This is a genomic window from Allosphingosinicella sp. (assembly GCF_046295735.1).
GTDB lineage: Bacteria > Pseudomonadota > Alphaproteobacteria > Sphingomonadales > Sphingomonadaceae > Allosphingosinicella.
Genome location: NZ_JBKBMQ010000008.1, coordinates 90,567 through 112,398 on the forward strand (window position 1 = coordinate 90,567; position 21,832 = coordinate 112,398).

Genomic DNA, 21,832 nt, shown 5'->3' on the forward strand with positions numbered 1-21,832 from the left:
CTCCTCGGCGATGCGGGCGACCGCCTCAAGCACCGGCGACGGTCATCCCGTCGACGCGCAGGGTGGGAACGTTGATCGCGCGGCGGAAGGCGAGGTCGTTCGCCGGAGTCAGCTGGAGGAACATGTCGACCAGATTTCCGGCGATGGTGATCTCCGCCACCGGGCCGGCGATGGCGCCGTTCTCGATGATGAAGCCCGACGCGCCGCGGCTATAGTCGCCGGTCACCGGATTGACGCCCTGGCCGATCAGCTCGGTCACGTAGAGGCCGCGCCCGATGTCGGCGATCAGCTCGTCCCGCGACACCGTCCCGGCGGCGAGATGCACGTTGGTCGCGCCCGACCCCGGCGAGCCGCCGACGCCGCGGGTGGCGTGGCCGGTCGGGCGGAGGCCGAGCTGGCGGGCCGAGGCGCTGTCGAGCAGCCAGCCGGTCAGCCGTCCCGCCTCCACCAGCGCGCGCGGCGCGGTCGGCAGCCCCTCGCCGTCGAAGGGCTTGGACCGCAGGCCGCGCGGGCGATGCGGGTCGTCGAGGATGGTGATGCCTTCGCCGAACACGGGGCGGTCCTCGCGGCCGAGCAGAAAGCTCGTCTTGCGCGCGATCGCGCTGCCGGTCATCGCGCCGATCAGATGGGACAGCAGGCTCGCGCCCACCCGCTCGTCGAACACCACCGGCATGCGGCCGCTGGGCAGCTTGCCCGGATCGAGCCGCGCCACCGCCCGCTCGGCCGCGCGGCGCCCGATGTCGGCGGGGTCGTCGAGATCCTCATAATGGCGGGTGGAGGCATGTTCGTGATCGCGCTGCATCCCGCCGCCGGTGCCGGCGATGACGCTGGCCGCCGAACCGTAGCTGCTGCTGGAATAGCCCTGGACGAAGCCGTGGCTGGTGGCGAGCGCGACCACGGTGCGGCCGGCGCTGGCATTGGCGCCCTCGCTGTTGGTGACGCCGGCGACGGCGCGGGCCGCGTCCTCGGCGGCGAGCGCCCGTTCCTTGAGCTCGGCGGGCGAGGGGTCGCGGCCGTCGTCGCCCGCCACGTCCGGGCCGCGGCCCTTCAGCAGCATGTCCTCCGGCGCGAGGCCGGCCCAGGGGTCCTCCGGCGCCTCGCGCGCCATCGCGGCGGCGCGCTCCACCAGAGCGGCGAGGGCGTCGTCGGACAGGTCGGAGGAGGACACGCTCGCCGAGCGACGGCCGAGGAAGAAGCGCAGCCCGATCGTCTCGCCCTCGGAACGCTCGACATCCTCGAGTTCGCCCAAGCGGACGTGGATGCCGGTCGAGGCATCGCCGATATAGAGGGCGTCGGCCGCGTCGGCGCCGGCCTTGGCCGCCATGGCGATCAGGGCGGCCGCGCGGGCTTCGGCATCTTTCACTGTCAGCATGGGGGAAGGCGCTTAAGCCCGCCTACCCGCAAAAGCAAAGCTTTAGGCGTTGCCGACGACCAGGCAGGCGAGAAACATGAGGAGGCCGGCGAAGCGGTTCGAGCGGAACTTGGCGAGGGCGTCGGCACCGTCGGCCGGCCGCAGCGCCAGCGCCTGCCAGGCGAGGTGCAGCGCCACGGGAACGAGCGCGGCGAGCGCCAGCGCCTCCGGCCTCAGCGCGCGGATCGCGCCCGCCCAGAAGAGCAGGGCGACAAGGTAGAAAATCGCGATGCCGAGCCGGGCATGGCGGCCGAGCGCGAGCGCCGAGCTCTTGACGCCGACCAGGGCGTCGTCCTCCCGGTCCTGAAGAGCGTAGATCGTGTCGTAGCCGATCACCCAGAAGACGGTGCCGGCGTACAGGAGAAAGGCTGCCGGCCCGACCGTGCCCGCCACCGCCGCCCATCCGACCAGCGCGCCCCAGGAGAAGACGAGGCCGAGCCAGGCCTGCGGCCACCAGGTGATCCGCTTCATGAACGGGTAGGCGGCGACGAGCGCGAGGCTGCCGAGCGCGATCAGCTGCGCGACGAGATTGAGCTGGATCAGCACTTCGAGGCCGATCAGGCACAGCACGAACAGCAGCGCCCAGGCCGACCGCACCGACACCCGGCGGCTGGCCAGCGGCCGCAGGCGCGTGCGTTCCACCCGCGCGTCGAGATCGCGATCGACGATGTCGTTGTAGACGCAGCCCGCGCTGCGCATCGCGAAGGCGCCGAGCGCCAGCCAGAGGATCAGCACCACCCCGTTGGGGCCGAGGCCGGCGAGCGCCACGCCCCAGGCGCAGGGCCAGAAGAGCAGCCACACGCCGATCGGCCGGTCGAGCCGCATGAGCGAGGCGAAGGGCCGCGCCGGGGCGGGCAGCGCGCCGATCAGCCCGCGCCGTTCGCTGTCCGGTACGATGTCGTCGCCGCCGCCAATCATGCCGGACACATGGCGGCGGCGGCACGGCTTGTCCACAGCCGCGGCTTTGCCGATAGTGGCGCCCGGCCGCAGGCGAAGGAGCGCGACATGAGACTGAAGATGCTTGCGGCGCTCGCCGCCTGCGGGGCGGCCGCCGGAGCGGCGTCGCAGCCGGCCGGCAACCACCCGCCGCTCCTCCCGCCGGTCGAGGGACAGGCGATCGCGTCGGAGCTGTCCGGAAGCGGCGCGCTGCGTTTCGTCCAGGCGCTGTCGCTCCACCACCGTATGCGCGGATCGGACGGCTTCAACGCCGCCGCCGAGGCGGTGCGGGCGCGCCTCGCCGACTATGGCCTGAGCGACGTGGAGATGATCTCGCTGCCCGCCGACGGACAGATCTTCTACGGAACCCAGCGCTCGCGCCAGGCCTGGAATGCGAGCTTCGCCGAGCTGTGGGACCTGTCGGACGGCGGGCGGGTGCGGGTGGCGAGCTGGGCCGACCAGCCGATCGTCCTCGCGCAGGACAGCGTCAGCGGCGCCGCCGAGGCCGATTTGGTCGACATCGGCGGCGGCACGCCCGCCGAGATGGCGGGCAAGGATCTCGCCGGCAAGCTCGTCCTCACCTCCGCCCAGCCCTCCGCGGTTCAGGCGGAAGCGGTCGGGCGGCGCGGCGCGGCCGGCATCGTCTCCTGGGCGCAGAACCAGCGCACGGCCTGGTGGGGCGAGGACCGGAGCCTCATCCGCTGGGGCCATCTCGACAGCTTCGCCGAGCCCGGCACCTTCGCCTTCATGGTCTCTCCCGCGCAGGCGGCGTCGTGGCGCGAGCGGTTGGGGAGAGGGGAGGCGGTGCGGCTCTCGGCGCGGGTGGAGGCGGGGCGCACGCCCGGCGCCTATCTCATCCCGACGGCCGTCATTCCCGGCCGGCGACGCGACGAGGAGATCGTCTTTTCGTGCCATCTCGACCATCCGAGCCCCGGCGCGAACGACGATGCGAGCGGCTGCGCCGGCATCCTCGAAATCGCGCGGAGCCTCAACCGGCTGGTCGCGGACGGAGACCTGCCGCCGCCCGAGCGCACCATCCGCTTCATCTGGCCCGCGGAGATCGAGGCGACGATCGCGCTCCTCGTCGCCTGGCCGGACCAGGCCCGGCGCACCCGCGCGACCGTCCATCTCGACATGATCGGCGGCGATACGGAGATCACCAAGTCGATCCTGCGCGTCTACGGCCCACCGCCCTCGCTGCCGAGCTTCGTCGGCGACGTCGCCTTCGCGATCGGGCGCTTCGTCAACGCCGAGACGCTTGCCTATGCCAGCAGCGGCAGCGCCTCCTATCCGCTGACCGATGCCGAGGGCAGCCGGCGCGCGCTGCAAGCCGAGATCGGCGGCTTCAACGAAGGCAGCGACCATCAGGTCTGGGCGGAGGGCACGTGGCGGGTGCCGGTCGTCTACATCGCCGACTGGCCGGACCGCTACATCCACACCCAGCGCGACGTTCCTGCCAATCTCGATCCGACCAAGATGAAGCGGGCGATGTTCATCGCCGCCGCCTCGGCCTGGTACCTCGCCAATCTCACCGACGCAGACCCGGCGCTCGCGTCGGCGATGCGGGCGGAGGCGCTGGAGCGGCGGGCGGCGGTCGAACGCCGCACCGCGCGGATGGCGCCGGGCGAGGCCGGGCTGCTGCGTCGGCATCTGGCGGAGCAGGAAGAGGGGCGGGCCGCCTCGGTCGCGCGCTTTACCGGCGCGCCGCTCGCCACCGGCCTGCCGCCGGTCCGGTGGGAAGGCGTCTCCGCCGTCACCGACCGGCGGTTCGCCGCCGTCTACCGTCGCAACCCGTCGCTGCAGGGGCCGATGGACGCGTTCGGCTATTCCTGGCTCTCCGACCATCTGGAGCGCGCCGGCCTTCCCCGCCCGGCCTTGCTCGCCCGGGCGCCCGCCCAGGCGGAGGGGCCGAGCTTCGGCTACGAGGCGCTGAACCTGGTCGACGGGCGGCGGACCGTCCATCGCATCCGCGACGACCTGTTCGCGAGCGTCGGCCCCGCGCCGGTCGAGGAGGTGGCGGACTATCTCGACACGCTCGCCCGGCTCGGCGTGCTGGAGCGCGTGCGTTGAAAATCCTTGCCGCCGCAGACCGCCGCTGGTCTAGAGCCGGCAAGCATCCGTTCTGAGGGAGACGCACGAGAGGCATGGACCGCGAAGCCACGAGAGCGAGCAGGGCCGCCCCCGGATCCTGGCTGGGGGTCATGCTGGCGGCGGGATCGGCGATCGTCGTCCTGTGGTTCCTGTCGCAGATCGTCACCGCGATCCTCCTCCTCTTCTTCGCCTTGGTGGTGGCGATCGCGCTGTCGGCGCCGGTCGACTGGATGGTGGGGCGGGGCATGCGGCGCGGCCTTGCCGCGGCGTTGACGCTGGTCGCCTTCTTCGCGACGCTGGTGCTGCTCGGCTGGCTGGTCTTTCCGCAGCTCGCGCGCCAGGTCGTGCTCCTCCTCAACGGTCTTCCCGACCTCATCTTCCGGATCAACGACCAGCTCATCCAGCTGCTCGCCCGCTATCCCGAGCTCCAGGCGGTGGTGCGGGCCGACGCGCCCGGCGGCTGGGAACAGCAGCTCGGCGCCACCGCGATGAACCTGTTTCGCGGCGTCGGCGACATCTCGCTGTCGCTGCTCGGGGCCATCGCCCTGCTGATCATCTTCCTGTCCGCGGTGATGTATGTGGTGCTGGAGCCGCGCCCGATCCTGCGCGGCTATCTCGGCAGCCTGCCGCTGCGGCACCGGGCGGCGGGTCTGCGCGCCTATCGCCGCGCCGCGCGGGCGGTGGTCGGCTGGACCAAGGCGAGCCTCATCATCGGCTCGATCGAGTTCGTCTTGGTGTTCGTCTATCTGTCCTACATGAACGTGCCGGCCGCGCTCGTCTGGGCCGCGCTCGCCTTCTTCGCCGAATTCATCCCCCGGATCGGCGGCTATATTATGGCCTTTCCGCCGGTGGTGGTGGCGCTCACCATCTCGCCGATGACGGCCGTGTGGGTCGCGCTCTTCTATCTGGCGATGAACGAGATCCTGGGGAGCTTCCTCGCGCCGCGCATCCGCGGCACGACCATGCAGCTGCACCCCGTCATGCTGCTCTTCTTCACGCTCGCTTTCGCGCTCGCCTTCGGCCTGCTCGGCGCGATCGTCGCGACGCCGGCCGCGGCCTTCGTGTCGGCCTATTACAGCGAATTCTACCTCAGGCGGCGGCTGAAGCGCCCCGCACGCAGGGGGAACCAAGCGGCGGCGCGGCCCATTTCCTGAGGAAGGGAGAGAAGATGGACTCGCTGGTATCGACCGAATGGCTGGCTTCCGAGCTCGGCGCGCCCGATTTGCGGGTGATCGACGCCACCATCTTCCTGCCCGGCGCCGGTCGGGACGCGCGCGCCGAATATGAAGCGGCGCACATACCGGGCGCGGTCTTCCTCGATCTCGACGAAGTGGTCGACGATGCGAGCGGGCTGCCGCACATGCTGCCGCCCGCGCACAAATTCGCGAGCCGCATGCAGTCGCTGGGCCTCGGCGACGGCAACCGCTTCGTCGTCTACGACAATTCGCCGCTCCACAGCGCGGCGCGCGCCTGGTGGATGCTGCGCCTGTTCGGCGCCCATTATGTGGCGCTGCTCGACGGCGGCTTGGCGAAGTGGCAGGCGGAGGGGCGGCCGACCGAAAGCGGCCGACCACGCGTCCGCCACGGCCATTTCACCCCGCTCGCCGACCGCGCGGGAGTCGCCGACAAGGATTATGTGAGCGGTATCGTCCATTCGGCCGAACATGAGATCGTCGATGCCCGGCCCGCCGCCCGCTTCCGCGGCGAGGAGACGGAGCCGCGTCCGGGCGTCGAGCCCGGGCACATTCCGGGCGCGAAGAACCTGCCCCAGTCCGAGCTGTTCCGCCCCGACGGCAGCTGGAAACAAGGCGAGGAGCTGAGGCGGTTGTACGAGGAAGCGGGGGTCGATCTCGCCAAGCCGATGATCGCCACCTGCGGCTCCGGCGTCACCGCCGCGGTGCTGCTGTTCGGCGCGCATCTCCTCGGCAAGGAGGATGTGATGCTCTATGACGGGAGCTGGTCGGAATGGGGCGCCGATCCGACGACGCCGAAGGCCACGGGGGCGGCGTGAGCGGGAAGGGACGCGACACGCGGCTGGTCGGTGCCGGGCGAAGGCCGGAATATACGAGCGGCATCGTCAACCCGCCGGTGTGGCGCGCCTCGACCGTCCTGTTCGACAGCGTGGCGGCGATGAAGGCCGCCAATCCCCCGCGCGAGGGAACGCTCCATTACGGGCGCAACGGCACGCCGACCCACTGGTCGCTGGCCGAGGCGCTGACCGGGCTCGAGCCCGGCGCGGCCGGCACCCGGCTCTACCCGTCCGGATCGGCGGCGGTGGCCGCGGCGCTCCTGTCGGTGCTGAAGGCGGGCGATCAGCTGCTGATGACCGACAGCGCCTATGGTCCCACCCGTTTCTTCTGCGACACGGTGCTGAAGCGGTTCGGAGTGGAGACGGTCTATTACGATCCGCTGATCGGATCGGGGATCGAGGCGCTGATCGGCCCGTCGACCCGCGCCCTCTTCATGGAAAGCCCCGGCTCGCTCACTTTCGAGGTGCAGGACGTGCCCGGCCTGTGCACGGCGGCTAAGGCGCGCGGGCTCGTCACCTTGATGGACAATACCTGGGCGACGCCGCTCCTCTTCCCGGCGCTGGCCGCGGGCGTCGACCTGTCGATCCTCGCCTGCACCAAATATGTGGTGGGGCACAGCGACGTGATGATGGGATCGGTGACCGCCACCGCCGACCATCTCCAGCGGCTCGACCAGACCGGGCGCGGCCTCGGCCAGACGGCGAGCCCCGACGATTGCTTCCTCGCCAGCCGGGGCCTGCGCACCCTCGGCGTGCGCCTGCGGCGGCACGAGGAGAGCGCGCTCAAGGTCGCCCATTGGCTGAAGGGCCGGCCCGAGGTCGCGCGCGTCCTCCACCCGGCGCTCCCCGATTGCCCCGGCCACGAACATTGGCGGCGGGACTTCAAGGGCGCGTCGGGCCTGTTCTCCTTCGTCCTGAACGGCGGCGACGAGGCGGCGCGGGCGCGGCTGATCGACGGGCTGGAACTGTTCGGCATCGGCTACAGCTGGGGCGGCTTCGAAAGCCTCGCCCTTCCCGCCGATCCGGGGCCGCTGCGCAGCGCGACCCGCTCCGAATGGGAAGGGCCGATCGTGCGCCTCCATCTTGGTCTCGAGGACCCGGACGATCTCATCGCCGACCTCGCCGCCGGTCTCGAACGCTTCGGAGCCGAACCGTGAGAGGCTGGCTCGGCGAACAGGGGATCGAGATTCCCGCCACGGTCGATCTGATCGCCGCCGGGATCGCCGCGGGTCTGGTCGTCGCCGCAGCGGCCGTCGCCTGGCTGGTCGGCCGCTCGGCGGGGCCGCGCCTCGCCGATCTCTGGGGGCGTCATGCCGGCGACCGGACCGAGGGCCTGGCTAGCCGCATGTGCGACATGGTCCGCTACCTCATCGTCTGGGTGCTGATCGCGATCGCGCTGCGCGTCTATCCCTGGCCGCCCGGCGCCAGCCTGATCCTCGGCCTCGTCGCGGCGGCCTGCGGCGCGCTGCTGGTCGTCAACATCGTGCGCGGCATCCAGCTCCCGCCCTGGGTCGCCATCCTGCTCGGCGGCTTCGTCTTCGTGACCGTGCTGTCGGACGCGCTGGGCGGGCTCGGCCCGATCGCGGCCACGCTCGATTCGATCGGCTTCACCGTGGGCGACCGGCGCTTCACCCTGCTGGCCGTGATCCAGATCGCTGTGATGCTGCTCGCCCTCTATGCGGTGGTGCGGCTGCTCAATCGCATCGTCGGCCATTCGATCCGCCGGGCGGACAGCCTCGATCCCGCGCAGCAGCTGCTCGTCCAGAAGCTCGCCGCCATCGCCATCATCGCCGCCGCCTTCTTCATCGGCATCGATCTGGTCGGCATCGATCTCACCGCGCTCGCCGTCTTCTCGGGCGCGCTCGGCCTCGCCGTCGGCTTCGGGCTGCAGAAGACGGTGGGCAATCTGTTCGCCGGGATCATCCTGCTGATGGACCGCTCGATCAAGCCGGGCGACGTGATCGTGGTCGGCGACAGCTTCGGCCAGGTCAGCAAGATCGGCGTGCGCGCCGTCTCCGTCATCACCCGCGACGGCAAGGAACATCTGATCCCGAACGAGGATCTGATGACCCGCGAGGTCGAGAACTGGTCCTATTCCAGCAAAAACGTCCGCATCCACATCCCGGTGGGCGTCTCCTACGACAGCGACATCGCGCTGGCGCAGAGGCTGATGATCGAGGCGGCGGTGGCGTCGCAGCGCGTGCTGAAGGTGCCCAAGCCGAACGTCTGGCTGCGCGGCTATGGCGACAGCTCGGTGGACCATGAGATCCTCGTCTGGATCACGGACCCTGAAGCCGGCGTCGGCAACGTCCAGTCGGAAATCCTCAACCGGCTGTGGGTGCTGTTCAAGGAACATGGGATCGAGATCCCGTTCCCGCAGCGCGACGTCCATGTGAAGGAGTGGCCGGGCAAGGCCTGAAGCCGCGCCGTCAGCGCGCGGTGGGAGAGGCCCCGACGGTGCGCGACAGGTCGTAAAGCGCGCCTTCGAGCTCGTCGGCCAGCCGGGCGGCGGCGCCGCGCGGGCCCGCCGCTTCGGCGGCGACCAGCGCCTCGACGCCCGCAGCCGCCCAAGCGGCGGTCTCGGCCGCGAGCGCGTCGAAGCGCCGGCGCACGAGCGGCGAGGCGGTTTCGTAGGCCGCGCTGATCAGCGCCGCCTCGTCGAGCGCGCCGTCGGCATGTTCGGGTGCGCCGCGTCCGGCCACCGCCTCGACCAGGCCCAGCAGCTCGCGCAGCTGGGCGACCTGGCGGCCGGCCTCGTTGCGGCCGGGCGTTGGATCGGGGGCGGCCTGGTGGGTCATCGCGCCTTCACCCTAGGGGCGTCATGCCTAAGGAAGCGCTAACATTTGCCAGCCGCGCCCGGATCGGGCAGGGGCGGTAGCGGAAGGGATTGTTCGATGAAGCTGTTGATTGTGCCCGCGTTCCTCACCGGCCTCCTGGCTGCCGCGCCGGCCGCCGCTTTGCCGCTGCCCGGCACCGGGCTCGACATTTCGGCCGAGGCGACGCTGATGAGCGACTATCGCTTCCGCGGCCTCTCCCGCTCCGACGGCGATCCGGCGCTGCAGGGCGCGCTCACCGTCACGAGCGATACTGGCATCTATACCGGCGTGCGCGCGACGACGCTGAAGGGGATCGACAATTTCCGCTTCCGCAATCCGCGCCTCCAGGATCTGGGCGACGTCCAGCTGGAGCTGTACGGCGGCTACGGCACCGATGTCGGCGCCGGGCTGAGCGTCGACGGCGGCGTGCGCTATTTCGCCTTCGTCGGCGGGGAGGGCGCCACCAACTATTTCGAGCCCTATGCCTCCGCCTCCTATCTGCTCGGCCCGGTCGAGGCGACCGTCGGCGCCAACTGGGCCCCGGCGCAGCGCGCGACCGGGGACGAGGACATGCTCTATCTGTTCGGCGAACTGGAGGCGGGCATTCCGCTCACTCCGCTGACGCTGACCGCCCATGCCGGTCGGCAGGACTGGGGCCGCTACGGCAGCTACACCAACTGGTCGCTCGGCGGCCGCTTCGCGCTCGGCGTCGCCCAGGTCGGCGTGCGCTATGTGGACACCAACCTGCCGAGCGCGCCGGGTCAGCGCGGCGGCATCGTCGGATCGGTCGGCGTCCGTTTCTAGGCCGCAGCCGCGCAGGGACCTTCCGGCCGCCAGGTCCGTTACACTTCCCGAACGAGAGGGAGTGACGACATGCTGAGATGGGCCCTGATTTTCGCGGTGATCGCGCTGGTGCTCGCGGTGCTGGGCTTCGGCGGGCTTGCCGGCGCCTTCATCGAGATCGCGCGCATCCTGTTCTGGCTGGCGGTGATCATCTTCGTGATCCTGTTCGTGCTGGGCTTCACCGTCTACCGAAAGGTCAAATAGCGGGCCGTTGCGCGTCTTCTTCACGAGCGACACCCATTTCGGCGACCATCGCACGCTGAACATCGGCCGGCGGCCGTTCGCGTCGGTCGCCGAGATGGACGCGGCGCTGGTCGCCCGCTGGAACGCGGCGGTGGCTCCGGAGGACGAGGTCTGGCACCTGGGCGACGTCGCGCGGCGGGCGGCGGACGTGCCGGCGCTGCTCGCCCGCCTCCCCGGACGCAAGCATCTGGTGCGCGGCAACAACGATCCGCCCGGCACCGCCTCAGCGCCCGGATGGGACAGCGTCCAGGATTATGCGGAGCTGGAGATCGAGGGGCGGCGGCTGGTGCTCTGCCATTATCCGTTCCGAACCTGGAACGGGCAGCACAAGGGCGCGATCAACCTCCACGGCCACAGCCACGGACGCATGAAGCCGCTGACGCGCCAGATCGATGTCGGCGTGGACGTGTGGGACTTCCGCCCGGTGACGCTGGCGGAGCTGCTCGCCGGCCGCGGCGCTTGCCGAGCGGCGGCGGCATCCCCATAGTCGGTGGATGGACGCCGATCGGGGAGGGGCGGATGACGGGCAGCGACGGGTCGCCGAAACGGCGGCGGCGATGACGCCGCTCCATCCCAACCAGATCTGGGCGATGCGGATCCGCGCCGCCATGGTCGCGGCGGCGCTGTCCGCGGCGGCGGCGGCGTTGGACATGGGGCCGCTGCGCGACCTTCCCGCCGCGCCGGGTCCCGGCATCGCGGCCGGCGCGGTGGCGGCGATCGCCTTCATCGCCGCCTTCCTGCTTCCGATCCGCCGCTACCGGGCCTGGGGCTATCGCGAGGAGGAGGACGAACTCCACATCGCCTCCGGCCTCTGGATCCGTCTGCGCACGGCGGTGCCGTTCGGCCGGGTCCAGCATATCGACGTGGCGCAGGGGCCGATCGAGCGGCCGCTCGGGCTCGCCACCCTCATCCTCCACACCGCCGGCACGCGCGGAAGCGCGGTGGCGCTGCCGGGCCTCCCGGTCGCCGAGGCCGAACGGATGCGCGACCGGATTCGCGCCAAGATCCGCCAGGACCTGGTGTGACCGCGGCCGAAAGCGGGCCGACGCGGCTCCATCCCGCGACCCTCATCAGCCGCTCGCTGAAGCTCATCCCGCAATTCGCCGCCGGCGGCGCCGGCTATGTCGCGATCATCGAACGGCAGGACATGAGTCGCGTGCTGACCGTCGCGGCGATCGCGATGGGGATCGGCGTCGTCGTGGCGCTGATCGGCTGGTGGCGCTTCACCTATCGCGTCGCCCCCGGCGAGATCGTGATCGAGCAGGGCGTGCTGAAGCGGGAACGGCGGGTGATCCCGTTCGATCGGGTGCAGGACATCTCGATCGAGCAGGGCCTCCTCTACCGCCTGTTCGGAACGGCGCGGGTGCGGATCGAAACCGGCGGATCGGGCGAGGACGAGGGCGATCTCGACGCCATCTCGCTGGCCGACGCCCATCGGATGCGCGACATCGTGCGCGGCTGGCACAAGGCCGGCGCGGACGGCCCGGCGGCGGCCACCGTCGGCGAGGAGCCGGTGCTGTTCCGCATGTCGCTGCGGCGGGTGTTCTTCTCCGGCCTGTTCAACTTCTCGCTCGTCTTCCTCGCCGTGATCTTCGGCGCGGTTCAGTATCTGGAGCAATTGTTCGGCTTCGACCTCTACAACCCCGAACGCTGGCGGATTCCGGCCGAAGCGGCGGCGGGAGCGGTGACGCTCCAGATCACGCTGATCCTCGCCTTCCTGCTTTGGCTGGCGGGGATGGTGGCAGGGGTGCTGAGGACGGTGGCGCGCGACTTCGGCTTCACCTTGAGCCGGGGGGAGACGGGGCTCAGGCGGCGGCGCGGCCTGTTCACTTTGTCCGAAACGGTGATCCCGGTCCGGCGCACCCAGGTGGCGGCGATCGACAGCGGGCTGCTGATGCGCGCGCTCGGCTGGTTCCAGCTGTCCTTCCAGACGCTCGGCGCGGACCGGAAGGAAGGCGGGTTGCAGAGCGCGGCGCCGTTCGCCCGGCTGGGCGAGATCCTGCCGATCCTGGCCGAACCGGGCTTTCCGCCGCCTCCGCCGCGCGCCGACTTCATCGGCATGCCGCGCCGCGCCCTGATCCGGCGGGCCGCGCCGCTCCTGCTCGCCGCCGCGCTGGCGGGGATCGCCGCCGCCGTGATCGAGCCCGCCGCCGCCATCCCCGCCTTGGTGCTGTTCGCGCTCGCGATCGGCGCGGCGCTCAGGCTGCGCAAGCATCATTATGCGATCGGGGAGCGGGCGTTGTTCGTGTCCGACGGGCTGCTGCGGCGACGGCTTTGGATCGTGCCGTTCGAAAAGCTCCAGACGCTGGAGCTCAGCCGCTCGCCGCTGCAGCGGTGGCTGCGGCTCGCCACGATCAGGATCGACACGGCGGGCGCGAGCGCGCTGCGCCACCCCGCCATCGTCGATCTCGACGCGCGCGACGCGGACGCCTTGTCGGAACGGCTCCTGCGCCTGTTCCACGTCCGGCGGGCGTCACTCCGGGAAGCGGCTCCGCGTCGCGTTGGCGAAGGCGACCAGCGAGAGCATCACCGGCACCTCGACCAGGACACCGACCACGGTGGCGAGCGCGGCGCCGCTGCCGAGGCCGAACAGGCCGATCGCCACCGCGACCGCCAGCTCGAAGAAATTGGACGTGCCGATCAACGCGCAGGGGGCGGCGACGGGGAAGGAGACGCGCCACGCCCAGGCGGCGGCATAAGCGATCGCGAAGATGGCGTAGGACTGGATGAGGATCGGCGTCGCGATGAGCGCGATCAGTAGCGGATCCTCGACGATCACCCGTCCCTGAAAACCGAACAGGAGGACGACGGTGAGCAGCAGGCCGATCACCGACAGCGGCTTCAGCGCCGCGGTGAATTCCTCCACCGCGCCGCCGCGCCGGACAAGCGCCCGGCGGGTGAGCGCGCCGGCGATCAGCGGTACGACGACGTAGAGCAGAACCGATAGAAGCAACGTCTCCCAAGGCACTGATATATCGGTGACGCCGAGCAGGAAGGCGACGATCGGCGCGAAGGCGAAGACCATGATGACGTCGTTCACCGACACCTGGACCAGCGTGTAATTGGGATCGCCCTTGGTCATCTGCGACCAGACGAACACCATCGCCGTGCAGGGCGCGGCGCCGAGCAGGATGAGCCCGGCGATATATTGCTGCGCGTCGGCCGGATCGATGAGGCCGGCGAAAACGGTTTCGAAGAACAGCACGGCGAGGCCGGCCATGGTGAACGGCTTCACCAGCCAGTTCACCGCCACGGTGAGGACCAGCCCCTTGGGCTTCTCGCCGACGCGGCGCAGGCTCGAAAAATCGACCGCCACCATCATCGGGAAGATCATCGCCCAGATCAGCAGCGCGACGGGGACATTGACCGACGCATATTCGATCGCCGCCAGCGCCGCGAAGACCCCGGGCGCCACATTGCCGAGCAGCAGACCGGCGAGGATGGCGAGCGCCACCCACAGCGACAGCCACTTTTCGAACAGGCCGAGGCCGGCGGCGAGGTTCGGTTTTCGTGACGAGACAAGCATTTCCGCTCCATGCCGCAACGTGTTGAAGGGGAGGAGGCGCGGCCTTCGACAGGCTCAGGCCGAACGGGTGGGGGGGTGTGGGTGCGCTCCCAGTGCGGGGTTCACCCACACGCCGTTCGGCCTGAACTTGTCGAAGACCGCCCCTTCTTCGTCAGGCCGCCTGCGCTCCCGCCGGGACGCAACAGCTGTCGGCCGCCGTTTCCGAGACCGCCGACAGAGCGGGGCTGTCGCCATAATAAGTGGCCTCGCCGCTGGTGAAGAAGGCTTCCCAGACGACTCCGTCCGGATCGGCGATCCAGCTCTTCTCGCTCCTGGCGTAGCAGCAGGTGGTGCAGCCTTCCTCAAGGACCGGCCGGTCGGCGGCCTTCAGCCGGCCATAGACCTCGCCGAGCTCCGCCGGGCTTTCCGCCTGGATGCCGAGATGCTCGATCCCCTTCGCCGCGTTGGCGGCCGAGATCGCGAAGTTGACGCGCGGATCGTCGAGCATCCACTTGGCGTAATCGGGCTTCGTCACCGTCGGCGCCGCGCCGAACAGGGTGGAGTAGAAAGCGATCGAGCGGTCGAGGTCGCTCACCCCGACATGGACGTGCAGGCGCTTCATCGGCAATTCCCTTCGGTTGGCGCGGGGCCGCAGTCGGCGCCGGCGCAGCAATTCTCCATGAGGTAGGCGACAAGCCCGTTCATCGCGCCATAATCGGCGCGGTAGACGAGCGACCGGCCCTGCCGCTCCTGCCGGACGAGGCCGGCGCGGTTGAGCTGGGCGAGATGGAAGGAGAGCGAGCTGTTCGGAACGCCGAGCTTCGCGGCGATCGCGCCTGCCGCCATTCCTTCCTCCCCCGCCTGCACCAGCAAGCGGAACAGAGCGAGCCGATGCTCCTGCGCGAGGGCGGAGAGCGCTTCGACGGCCTGGGTGGAGTTCATCGCAACCTCATTTCGAATGATATCGAAATATGTGAGTCGGACCGGGTTGTCAACGACTATTCCAAAAATATCGAAATTACGCATGATTCTCGGTGGCGAAGCCGGAACGCAAGCTTCATCGCTCACGTTGTCGGAATCGATGCGGATGCGAACTGAAATGCTGCTGATGGCGAAGCGTTTCGCCATCTTCTTCGGCCTGTGGCTGGTGCTGACCGGCGCGGCGCCGGGCGGGCTGCCGTTCGGGCTCGCCGCCGCGGCCGCCGGTGTATGGGTCAGCGTTCGGCTGGCGCCGCCGGCCGAGCGGCCGCTCCGCCTTTTGCGGCTGCTGATGCTCGCGCCCGGCTTCTTCCGCCGGGCGCTGGCCGGTGGGGCGGACGTCGCCTGGCGCGCCTTTCACCCGAAGCTTCCGCTCCGCCCCGGCTGGATTCGTTACCGACCGCGCCTTCCGGCCGGCGCGCCGCGCGTGGTGCTGGGCGGCGAGATCAGTCTGCTTCCCGGTACCCTGGTGGCGGGCGAGGAGGGCGATCGCCTGCTCGTCCATTGCCTCGACGCCGGTCTTCCCGTCGCCGCGCAGATCGCGGAGGAAGAGGAGCGTCTGGGCAAGGCGGTGGAGCCATGACGTTGTTCTTCTACGCGGCGGCGATGGTGATCCTGCTCAACATCGCCGCCAGCCTCGCCCGCGTCCTCAAGGGGCCGACGCGGGCCGACCGGATGATGGGCGCGCAGCTGATCGGCACCGCGGGCGTCGCGATGCTGGTCCTCCTGTCGCTGGTCCACGGCCAGCCCGGCGTGCTCGACGTCGCGCTGCTGCTCGCCTTGCTCGCCGCCTTCGCGGCGGTGGGCTTCGTCAAGAGCCAGAGCCGCGACGGCGCCGGCGATCCGGAGACGGAGGCATGATCCTCGACCTCGCTTCCGCCGTCCTGATCGCGGCCGGCCTCTTCTTCTTCGTCGCCGGGACGGTGGGGCTGCTGCGCTTCACGGACGTCCATTCGCGCCTCCACGCGCTCACCAAGGCCGACAATCTCGGCCTCGGCTTCATCGTGCTCGGCGCGGTCCTGCAGGCGGGCGACGGCTGGACGGTGGTGAAGCTGCTTCTCGTCTGGCTGCTGACGGTGATCGCGGCGGCGACGGTGGCGCAGCTCATCGCCCGCACCGCCCTGCCGCCGGAGGCGCGGCCATGAACGTGGGCGAGGCGTTCGACATCCTCCTGTGCCTCATCATCGTCGCGGTCGCGCTCGGGGCGATCGCGGGGCGGGACCTGTTCGCGGGCGTCGCCTTGTTCGTCGTCTACGGACTGCTGCTCGCCATCGCCTGGGTGCGGCTCGGCGCGGTCGACGTGGCGCTCGCCGAGGCCGCGATCGGCGCCGGCCTCACCGGCGTGCTGCTGCTCGGCGCGGCGGCGCGGCTGGAGGGCAAGTCGCCGCACCGGCTCGATTTCCGCCCGGCCGCCCTGATCCTGTGCGTCGCGCTCGCAGCCGGCCTCGCCGTCGTGGTGGTCGATCTGGTGCGCCCCGATGTCGGTCTGCGGCCACAGGTCGCGGCCAATCTCGCCGTCTCCGGCGCCGACAATCCGGTGACGGCGGTGCTGCTGAACTTCCGCGGCTGGGACACGCTGCTGGAGGCGGTGGTGCTGCTCATCGCCCTAGTGGGCGTCTGGGCGCTGGCGCCGGACGATCTGTGGGGCGGCCGGCCCGGTCTTCGCCAGCATGTGCGGCCCGACGGCGTGCTCGCCACCTTCGGCCGCTTCCTGCCGCCGGTTGGGCTGGTCATCGGCGTCTATCTGGTCTGGACGGGCGCCAGCGCGCCCGGCGGCGCCTTCCAGGGCGGGACGGTGCTCGCGGCGGTCTGGCTGCTGGCGATGATGGCGGGGCTCGACGAGCCGCCGCGCGTCTCCAGCGCGGGCCTGCGCTGGGCGCTGGTGCTGGGACCCGCCGTCTTCGTCATGGCCGGCCTCTACGGCATCGCGCACGGCGCCTTCCTCTCCTACCCGCCCGGCGCGGCGAAGGAGCTGATCCTCGCCATCGAATTCGCGCTGACGCTGTCGATCGCGGTGACGCTCGCCTTGCTGGTCATGGGTCCGCCGCGGAGGGCGCGATGATCTCCACCGCCGCTTACGGCCTGACCGGCGCGCTGCTGATCGCGATCGGCTTCTACGGCTTCGTCGCGCGGCGCCATCTGCTGCGGCAGGTGCTCGCCTTCAACCTGATCGGCAGCGGCCTGTTCCTGCTGTTCGGCGCGCTGGCGCGGCGGGCGGGGGACGCCACCAGCGATCCGGTGCCGCAGGCGATGATCATCACCGGCATCGTCGTCGCCTTGTCCGCGACCGCGCTCGCCGTCACCCTGGTCGTTCGCCTGCACGAGCGGACCGGCGCCACCAGCCTGCCCGAGCCCGGGGAGGACGGCGATGGCTGAAGCGGCGCTGGCGATCGCCCTGCCGCTCGCCGCCTCCCTCCTCGCCGTCGTGGCGGGGCGGCGGGCGCCGCTCCTGCTGTGGGCGGCGGTGCCGGGCAGCCTGTTCCTCGCCTGGGCGGTGGCGGCCGGCGCGCCGTCCACCCATGCGCTCGGCGGCTGGGACCCGCCGCTCGGCATTCTGCTGCGCGCCGACGGCCTCGCCGCCGCCTTCGTGGCGCTGAGCGCCGTGGTGGCGAGCGGCTGCGGGCTGTTCGCGATCCGCTATCTCGGCAGCGGCGGCGAGGAGACGCGCAAGCGCTTCGCCTTCTGGCCGCTCTTCTACGCTTTGTGGGCGGCGGTGAACGCGGTCTTCCTCAGCCGCGACCTGTTCAACCTCTATGTCGCGCTGGAGCTGCTGACGCTCGCCGCGGTGGCGATGGTGGCGCTCGACGGGCGCACGGCCACGCTTGCCGCGGCGATGCGCTATCTGCTGTTCGCTTTGTTCGGATCGCTCGCCTTCCTGGCGGGCGCGGCTCTGCTCTACGGCGCCTATGGCACGCTCGACATGGTGCTGCTCGGCGAGCGGCTGGGGCCGGAGCCCGCGTCCTGGGCGGCGGCGGCGCTGATGAGCACGGGCCTGTTCGCCAAGACCGCGCTGTTCCCCTTCCACGCCTGGCTGCCGCCCGCCCATAGCGGCGCGCCGGCGCCGGCCAGCGCGCTCCTCTCCGCGCTGGTGGTGAAGGCGAGCTTCTACATCCTGCTGCGGCTCTGGTTCGACGTGCTCGCCCCGCTCGCGACCGCCGGCTCGGTAACCTTGCTGGGTCTGCTCGGCGCGATGGCGGTGCTCTATGGCGGCGCGATGGCGATCCGGCAGCAGCGGCTGAAGATGGTGGTCGCTTATTCCACTGTGGCGCAGCTCGGCTATCTGTTCCTCGTCTTCCCGCTCGCGGGCGGCGGCGGGGAGGCGCAGCCCTGGGCGGCGAGCGCCTGGAGCGGGGGCGTGTTCCACGGTCTTGCCCATGGCCTCGCCAAGGCGGCGATGTTCCTGGCGGCCGGCGCGATGATCCTGTCGGCCGGCGACGACCGGATCGGCAACATGGCCGGGCTCGGCAAGTCCGTGCCGATCGCGAGCTTCGCCTTCGCACTCGCCGCCATATCGCTGATGGGTCTGCCGCCGAGCGGGGGCTTCCTCGCGAAATATCTGATGCTGACGGCGAGCTTCGCCGGCGGCGGCTGGTGGTGGGGGGCGGTGCTGGTGGTCGGCGGCCTCCTGTCCGCCGTCTACCTGTTCCGGCCCTTGAACGAGCTGATGCGCAAGCGCCCGGACGACGCGCCGCCGCTCGCCCGCGTCCACTGGAGCCTGGAGGCGGTGCCGCTCGCCCTCGCCGTGGCGGCGGTGCTGCTCGGCCTCGCCTCGATGGCGCCTTACCGGCTGATCCAGACCGGCAGCCCGCTGACCGCGGCGACGGGGCTGTCATGAGCGCCTGGCTGCCCGTCCTCACCCTGCTGACGAGCTTCCTTCCGGCGCTCGTCATCTTCCGCATTCCCGACACGCGGCCGCGCCTGCGCACCGCGATCAACCTTGCCGGCGCGGTGGCGAAGCTCGGCCTCGTCGCGCTGATGCTGGGCGGCGTGGCGGCGGGCGAAATCTACGAGACGCGGCTGGCGCTCGCGCCGGGGCTGGAGCTGCTGCTCCGCGTCGACGCGCTCTGCCTCCTGTTCCTGACATTGTCCGCCTTGCTGTGGCTGCTCACCACCATCTACGCGATCGCCTATTTCGGCGAGGGACCCAACCAGTCGCGCTTCTTCGGCTTCTTCAGCCTGTGCGTCGCGGCGACCACCGGCGTCGCCTTGTCGGGCACGCTGATCACCTTCTTCATCTTCTACGAATTCCTGACGCTGTCGACCTGGCCGCTCGTCACCCACAAGGGCGATGAAAGCTCGATCTCCGCCGGCCGCAAATATCTCGCCTACACGCTCGGCGGCAGCGCGCTGCTGCTGATCGGCATGGTGTGGCTGGAAAGCATGGCCGGGCCGGTCGAATTCGCGGTGCATGACGGCCTCCTGGGGCTGGACCGCACCTCGCTCCAGATCATCTTCTTCCTGCTGGTGGGCGGCATGGGCGTGAAGGCGGCGCTCATCCCCCTCCACGGCTGGCTGCCCGCGGCGATGGTGGCGCCGGCGCCGGTCAGCGCTTTGCTCCACGCGGTCGCGGTGGTGAAGGCCGGCGCCTTCGGCATCGTGCGCATCGTCTACGACGTCTACGGCTTCGATCTCGTCCAGGAACTGGGGGTCGGGCTTCCGCTCGCGGCGGTGGCGGCGGCGACGATCGTCTGGGGATCGCTGCGCGCCTTGTTCCAGCGCGACATCAAGAAGCGGCTCGCTTATTCGACGGTCAGCCAGGTGAGCTACATCGTCCTCGGCACGGCGCTGGCCGGGCCGTGGGCGACGGTCGGCGGGCTCGTCCATCTCGTCCACCAGGGGCTGATGAAGATCACCCTGTTCTTCTGCGCCGGCGCGCTGGCCGAGCGGATGAAGGTGACCAAGGTCGATCAGCTCGACGGCGCCGGGCGCGCGATGCCGCTCACCATGTTCGCCTTCTCCATCGCCGCGCTCGGCATGATCGGCGTGCCGCCGGTGGCGGGCTTCGTCAGCAAGTGGCAGCTGGGCGTTGGCGGGCTGCAGGCGGGGCAGCTTTGGGTGATCTTCATCCTGGCCGCGAGCAGCCTGCTCAACGCCGCTTATTTCCTCCCGCTCATCTACCGCGCCTGGTTCCGTTCGCCCGAAGGGCCGCCGGTGCCGCCGGGGCGGGAGCGCAACTACATGCTGATCGGACCGGCGGTGGTGACGGCGGCGGTCGCGCTGCTCGTCGGCCTGTTCGCCGGCATGGACTATAGCCCGCTGAGCTGGGCGCAGCTCATCGTCGAGCGGGAGTATGGGATGTGACCTGGCACCACATCCTCCTCTACGCCGCGCCCGGCCTGCCGATCGCGCTCACCTTGCTGGTGCTGGCGCCGGGCGCGCGCGGCGCGCTGTTCCGTCTGTTGCCGTTCGCGCCCGTGCCGGCGCTCGCGGCGGCTGTGCTGCTGCCCGGGGGCGTGGAGGATCCGTTCCCCCGCACCCTGCTCGGCGCCGGGATGGGGCTGACGGAAACGGCGCGCATCTTCCTCGGCGTCGGCGCCCTCCTGTGGATCCTCGCCGGCATCTTCGCCTGGGCGACGATCGCGGGCGAGCGGCGCGAGCGCTTCGCCGGATTCTGGCTCGCGACGCTCAGCGGCAACATGCTGCTGTTCGTCGCCGCCGACGTGGTGAGCTTCTATCTCGCCTTCGCCACGCTCTCGCTCGCCGCCTTCGGGCTCGTCGTCCATTACGGCACCGCCGAGGCGCGGCGGGCGGCGCGCATCTATCTGGTGCTGGCGGTGCTCGGTGAGACGATGCTGCTGCTCGGCTTCCTGATCGGCGCGCAGGCGGCGGGCACGATCCTCATCGTCGACGTGCGCGCCGCGCTGGCCGAGGACTTTCCGGCGCGCGATCTGGCGGTCGGCCTCCTGGTCGCCGGCTTCGGCCTCAAGGCGGGGCTGATGCCGCTCCACGTCTGGCTGCCGCTCGCCCATCCGGCGGCGCCGGTGCCGGCCTCGGCCGTGCTTTCCGGCGCGATCGTCAAGGCCGGCATCTACGGGCTCGCCACCTTCCTTCCGCTGGAGGCGGACCTGCCGGGCTGGAGCGCGGCGCTCGTCGCCCTCGGCCTCGCCACCGCTTATCTGGGCGTCCTGTTCGGCGTGGTGCAGCACCGGCCGAAGACGGTGCTCGCTTATTCCACGCTCAGCCAGATGGGACTGGTGATCGTGCTGCTCGGCTCCGGCTTCGGCTCGCCGGGCGTCGGGCTCGTGCTCGCCGCCGCGACGCTCTACGGCGCCCATCATGGCCTCGCCAAGGGCGCGCTGTTCCTCTCCGTCGGCCTCGTCGAGAAGAGCGGCCGCAGGAGCCGCGGACCGGTGGTGCTCGCCGCCGGCGTCGCCGCACTCGCCATCGCCGGCCTGCCTTTCACCGGCGGCGCGCTTGCCAAGCTCGCCATCAAGGGGCCGATGGGCGAGGGGGCGGCGACTTTGCTCGTGACGCTCTCCGCGGTCGGCACGACGTTGCTGATGCTCCGCTTCCTGCAACTGCTCCGCCGCGCCGCGCCTGCCGAAGGGCCGCCGCCCGCCGCCTTGCTGCTGCCCTTCCTCGGCTGCCTGGCGGCGGCGCTGGCGCTGCCCTGGCTGCTCTTCCCCGGCCTTACCGAGCTGACGCTCGGCTATGCGGTGACGCCCGCCAGCCTGTGGGGCGCGCTGTGGCCGATCCTGGTGGGCGCCGCCCTGATGGCGGGCGCGCTGCGGCTCCCGCGCCGCCCCGAGCTGCGCATCGCCGAAGGGGACATCGTCGTGCCGCTGGAGCGCGCCTTCCGCCTGGTCCTCATCCTGATGCGCCGCGCCGAACGGATCCGGCCGCCGACGCTCTCAATGCCGGAAATCCCCCATTTCGAACGGGCGGAACGGGTCTTCGCCCGCTGGCCCGCCGCGGGGGCGCTGCTCCTCCTCGCCTGCGGCCTCGTGGCACTTGCCGCCATGGCCTGAGTTATTCCTCCG

General features: G+C 70.9%; 23 protein-coding genes and 1 pseudogene. 18 read left to right on the forward strand and 6 right to left on the reverse strand.

The window, feature by feature from the left end; all coding sequences use genetic code 11:
- Window positions 1-25 precede the first annotated feature (25 nt).
- Both ACK4K7_RS09140 and ubiA read right to left on the reverse strand, forming a co-directional pair.
- Window positions 26-1,372 (reverse strand): TldD/PmbA family protein, encoded by a 1,347-nt coding sequence (locus tag ACK4K7_RS09140; protein ID WP_431865373.1) that lies wholly within the window; start codon window positions 1,370-1,372, stop codon window positions 26-28.
- A gap of 42 nt (window positions 1,373-1,414) precedes the next feature.
- Complete coding sequence (gene ubiA, locus ACK4K7_RS09145; protein WP_431865533.1) at window positions 1,415-2,329, reverse strand: 4-hydroxybenzoate octaprenyltransferase; 915 nt, start codon at window positions 2,327-2,329, stop codon at window positions 1,415-1,417.
- An 87-nt stretch (window positions 2,330-2,416) separates the two neighbouring features.
- Between ubiA and ACK4K7_RS09150 the strand changes: the two genes are divergently transcribed.
- From ACK4K7_RS09150 to ACK4K7_RS09170, 5 genes are all read left to right on the forward strand, one after another.
- On the forward strand, window positions 2,417-4,417 hold the full coding sequence (locus ACK4K7_RS09150; protein WP_431865375.1) for a M28 family peptidase: 2,001 nt from the start codon (window positions 2,417-2,419) through the stop codon (window positions 4,415-4,417).
- Window positions 4,418-4,491: 74 nt separating this feature from the next.
- Window positions 4,492-5,592 (forward strand): AI-2E family transporter, encoded by a 1,101-nt coding sequence (locus tag ACK4K7_RS09155; RefSeq protein ID WP_431865377.1) that lies wholly within the window; start codon window positions 4,492-4,494, stop codon window positions 5,590-5,592.
- Window positions 5,593-5,606: 14 nt separating this feature from the next.
- Window positions 5,607-6,449 (forward strand): 3-mercaptopyruvate sulfurtransferase, encoded by an 843-nt coding sequence (gene sseA, locus ACK4K7_RS09160; RefSeq protein ID WP_431865378.1) that lies wholly within the window; start codon window positions 5,607-5,609, stop codon window positions 6,447-6,449.
- The gene (gene metC / locus ACK4K7_RS09165) at window positions 6,404-7,624 is read left to right on the forward strand and encodes a cystathionine beta-lyase (protein ID WP_431865380.1); all 1,221 of its coding nucleotides are present in this window, start codon (window positions 6,404-6,406) and stop codon (window positions 7,622-7,624) included. Before sseA ends, metC begins: the two co-directional genes overlap by 46 nt.
- Window positions 7,621-8,886 (forward strand): mechanosensitive ion channel domain-containing protein, encoded by a 1,266-nt coding sequence (locus ACK4K7_RS09170; protein ID WP_431865382.1) that lies wholly within the window; start codon window positions 7,621-7,623, stop codon window positions 8,884-8,886. The genes metC and ACK4K7_RS09170 overlap by 4 nt, the downstream gene beginning before the upstream one ends.
- Before the next feature lie 10 nt (window positions 8,887-8,896).
- Here ACK4K7_RS09170 and ACK4K7_RS09175 read toward each other — a convergent pair whose 3' ends face one another.
- Window positions 8,897-9,265: a hypothetical protein gene (locus ACK4K7_RS09175; protein WP_431865384.1), complete on the reverse strand. Its 369-nt coding sequence runs from the start codon at window positions 9,263-9,265 to the stop codon at window positions 8,897-8,899.
- Window positions 9,266-9,361: 96 nt separating this feature from the next.
- Between ACK4K7_RS09175 and ACK4K7_RS09180 the strand changes: the two genes are divergently transcribed.
- The 5 genes and pseudogenes from ACK4K7_RS09180 to ACK4K7_RS09200 all read left to right on the forward strand — a co-directional run.
- A complete protein-coding gene (locus ACK4K7_RS09180; RefSeq protein WP_431865386.1) occupies window positions 9,362-10,087 on the forward strand; it encodes a TorF family putative porin in 726 nt (241 codons plus the stop codon).
- A gap of 69 nt (window positions 10,088-10,156) precedes the next feature.
- Entirely contained in the window at window positions 10,157-10,330 is a 174-nt protein-coding gene (locus tag ACK4K7_RS09185; RefSeq protein WP_431865387.1) for a DUF1328 domain-containing protein, read from the forward strand.
- A gap of 7 nt (window positions 10,331-10,337) precedes the next feature.
- On the forward strand, window positions 10,338-10,856 hold the full coding sequence (locus ACK4K7_RS09190; RefSeq protein ID WP_431865388.1) for a metallophosphoesterase family protein: 519 nt from the start codon (window positions 10,338-10,340) through the stop codon (window positions 10,854-10,856).
- A 7-nt stretch (window positions 10,857-10,863) separates the two neighbouring features.
- The gene (locus ACK4K7_RS09195) at window positions 10,864-11,394 is read left to right on the forward strand and encodes a PH domain-containing protein (protein ID WP_431865390.1); all 531 of its coding nucleotides are present in this window, start codon (window positions 10,864-10,866) and stop codon (window positions 11,392-11,394) included.
- A gap of 155 nt (window positions 11,395-11,549) precedes the next feature.
- Window positions 11,550-12,797 (forward strand): annotated as a pseudogene (locus ACK4K7_RS09200) (PH domain-containing protein); the annotation flags it as partial.
- A gap of 45 nt (window positions 12,798-12,842) precedes the next feature.
- Here the strand turns inward: ACK4K7_RS09200 and arsB are convergent.
- The 3 genes from arsB to ACK4K7_RS09215 all read right to left on the reverse strand — a co-directional run bounded on the left by arsB (window position 12,843) and on the right by ACK4K7_RS09215 (window position 14,816).
- On the reverse strand, window positions 12,843-13,895 hold the full coding sequence (arsB, locus tag ACK4K7_RS09205) for an ACR3 family arsenite efflux transporter (RefSeq protein WP_431865392.1): 1,053 nt from the start codon (window positions 13,893-13,895) through the stop codon (window positions 12,843-12,845).
- Between the two features lie 151 nt (window positions 13,896-14,046).
- Window positions 14,047-14,496 carry an ArsI/CadI family heavy metal resistance metalloenzyme gene (locus ACK4K7_RS09210; RefSeq protein WP_431865393.1) on the reverse strand — a complete coding sequence of 150 codons (450 nt, stop codon included), beginning with the start codon at window positions 14,494-14,496 and terminating at the stop codon, window positions 14,047-14,049.
- Entirely contained in the window at window positions 14,493-14,816 is a 324-nt protein-coding gene (locus tag ACK4K7_RS09215; protein ID WP_431865394.1) for an ArsR/SmtB family transcription factor, read from the reverse strand. Before ACK4K7_RS09215 ends, ACK4K7_RS09210 begins: the two co-directional genes overlap by 4 nt.
- A 166-nt stretch (window positions 14,817-14,982) precedes the next feature.
- Here ACK4K7_RS09215 and ACK4K7_RS09220 point away from each other — a divergent pair, with 166 nt between their 5' ends.
- From ACK4K7_RS09220 to ACK4K7_RS09255, 8 genes are read left to right on the forward strand one after another with little or no spacing between them, the layout of a single operon-like run.
- Window positions 14,983-15,435 carry a Na+/H+ antiporter subunit E gene (locus ACK4K7_RS09220; RefSeq protein WP_431865395.1) on the forward strand — a complete coding sequence of 151 codons (453 nt, stop codon included), beginning with the start codon at window positions 14,983-14,985 and terminating at the stop codon, window positions 15,433-15,435.
- Complete coding sequence (locus ACK4K7_RS09225) at window positions 15,432-15,713, forward strand: monovalent cation/H+ antiporter complex subunit F (RefSeq protein ID WP_431865396.1); 282 nt, start codon at window positions 15,432-15,434, stop codon at window positions 15,711-15,713. Before ACK4K7_RS09220 ends, ACK4K7_RS09225 begins: the two co-directional genes overlap by 4 nt.
- Window positions 15,710-15,997: a cation:proton antiporter gene (locus ACK4K7_RS09230; protein WP_431865397.1), complete on the forward strand. Its 288-nt coding sequence runs from the start codon at window positions 15,710-15,712 to the stop codon at window positions 15,995-15,997. The genes ACK4K7_RS09225 and ACK4K7_RS09230 overlap by 4 nt, the downstream gene beginning before the upstream one ends.
- Complete coding sequence (locus tag ACK4K7_RS09235; protein WP_431865399.1) at window positions 15,994-16,914, forward strand: hydrogenase subunit MbhD domain-containing protein; 921 nt, start codon at window positions 15,994-15,996, stop codon at window positions 16,912-16,914. The genes ACK4K7_RS09230 and ACK4K7_RS09235 overlap by 4 nt, the downstream gene beginning before the upstream one ends.
- A complete protein-coding gene (locus ACK4K7_RS09240) occupies window positions 16,911-17,228 on the forward strand; it encodes an NADH-quinone oxidoreductase subunit K (protein WP_431865401.1) in 318 nt (105 codons plus the stop codon). Before ACK4K7_RS09235 ends, ACK4K7_RS09240 begins: the two co-directional genes overlap by 4 nt.
- Window positions 17,221-18,687 (forward strand): complex I subunit 5 family protein, encoded by a 1,467-nt coding sequence (locus ACK4K7_RS09245; protein ID WP_431865403.1) that lies wholly within the window; start codon window positions 17,221-17,223, stop codon window positions 18,685-18,687. The genes ACK4K7_RS09240 and ACK4K7_RS09245 overlap by 8 nt, the downstream gene beginning before the upstream one ends.
- Window positions 18,684-20,153, forward strand: coding sequence for a proton-conducting transporter membrane subunit (locus ACK4K7_RS09250; protein WP_431865405.1), 1,470 nt, complete (start codon window positions 18,684-18,686; stop codon window positions 20,151-20,153). The genes ACK4K7_RS09245 and ACK4K7_RS09250 overlap by 4 nt, the downstream gene beginning before the upstream one ends.
- A complete protein-coding gene (locus ACK4K7_RS09255) occupies window positions 20,150-21,820 on the forward strand; it encodes a complex I subunit 5 family protein (RefSeq protein WP_431865406.1) in 1,671 nt (556 codons plus the stop codon). The genes ACK4K7_RS09250 and ACK4K7_RS09255 overlap by 4 nt, the downstream gene beginning before the upstream one ends.
- Window positions 21,821-21,832 lie beyond the last annotated feature (12 nt).

Excerpts from the sequence above, each read along its gene's own strand:
- ACK4K7_RS09185 (WP_431865387.1), top strand. The coding sequence starts at position 10,157 with ATGCTGAGATGGGCCCTGATTTTCGCGGTGATCGCGCTGGTGCTCGCG.
- ACK4K7_RS09215 (WP_431865394.1), bottom strand. The coding sequence starts at position 14,816 with ATGAACTCCACCCAGGCCGTCGAAGCGCTCTCCGCCCTCGCGCAGGAG.
- ACK4K7_RS09140 (WP_431865373.1), bottom strand. The coding sequence starts at position 1,372 with ATGCTGACAGTGAAAGATGCCGAAGCCCGCGCGGCCGCCCTGATCGCC.
- ACK4K7_RS09210 (WP_431865393.1), bottom strand. The coding sequence starts at position 14,496 with ATGAAGCGCCTGCACGTCCATGTCGGGGTGAGCGACCTCGACCGCTCG.
- sseA (WP_431865378.1), top strand. The coding sequence starts at position 5,607 with ATGGACTCGCTGGTATCGACCGAATGGCTGGCTTCCGAGCTCGGCGCG.
- metC (WP_431865380.1), top strand. The coding sequence starts at position 6,404 with ATGGGGCGCCGATCCGACGACGCCGAAGGCCACGGGGGCGGCGTGAGC.
- ACK4K7_RS09250 (WP_431865405.1), top strand. The coding sequence starts at position 18,684 with ATGAGCGCCTGGCTGCCCGTCCTCACCCTGCTGACGAGCTTCCTTCCG.
- ACK4K7_RS09230 (WP_431865397.1), top strand. The coding sequence starts at position 15,710 with ATGATCCTCGACCTCGCTTCCGCCGTCCTGATCGCGGCCGGCCTCTTC.
- ACK4K7_RS09245 (WP_431865403.1), top strand. The coding sequence starts at position 17,221 with ATGGCTGAAGCGGCGCTGGCGATCGCCCTGCCGCTCGCCGCCTCCCTC.
- ACK4K7_RS09155 (WP_431865377.1), top strand. The coding sequence starts at position 4,492 with ATGGACCGCGAAGCCACGAGAGCGAGCAGGGCCGCCCCCGGATCCTGG.
- ACK4K7_RS09195 (WP_431865390.1), top strand. The coding sequence starts at position 10,864 with ATGGACGCCGATCGGGGAGGGGCGGATGACGGGCAGCGACGGGTCGCC.
- arsB (WP_431865392.1), bottom strand. The coding sequence starts at position 13,895 with ATGCTTGTCTCGTCACGAAAACCGAACCTCGCCGCCGGCCTCGGCCTG.
- ACK4K7_RS09235 (WP_431865399.1), top strand. The coding sequence starts at position 15,994 with ATGAACGTGGGCGAGGCGTTCGACATCCTCCTGTGCCTCATCATCGTC.
- ACK4K7_RS09175 (WP_431865384.1), bottom strand. The coding sequence starts at position 9,265 with ATGACCCACCAGGCCGCCCCCGATCCAACGCCCGGCCGCAACGAGGCC.
- ACK4K7_RS09225 (WP_431865396.1), top strand. The coding sequence starts at position 15,432 with ATGACGTTGTTCTTCTACGCGGCGGCGATGGTGATCCTGCTCAACATC.
- ACK4K7_RS09150 (WP_431865375.1), top strand. The coding sequence starts at position 2,417 with ATGAGACTGAAGATGCTTGCGGCGCTCGCCGCCTGCGGGGCGGCCGCC.
- ubiA (WP_431865533.1), bottom strand. The coding sequence starts at position 2,329 with ATGATTGGCGGCGGCGACGACATCGTACCGGACAGCGAACGGCGCGGG.
- ACK4K7_RS09240 (WP_431865401.1), top strand. The coding sequence starts at position 16,911 with ATGATCTCCACCGCCGCTTACGGCCTGACCGGCGCGCTGCTGATCGCG.
- ACK4K7_RS09180 (WP_431865386.1), top strand. The coding sequence starts at position 9,362 with ATGAAGCTGTTGATTGTGCCCGCGTTCCTCACCGGCCTCCTGGCTGCC.
- ACK4K7_RS09220 (WP_431865395.1), top strand. The coding sequence starts at position 14,983 with ATGGCGAAGCGTTTCGCCATCTTCTTCGGCCTGTGGCTGGTGCTGACC.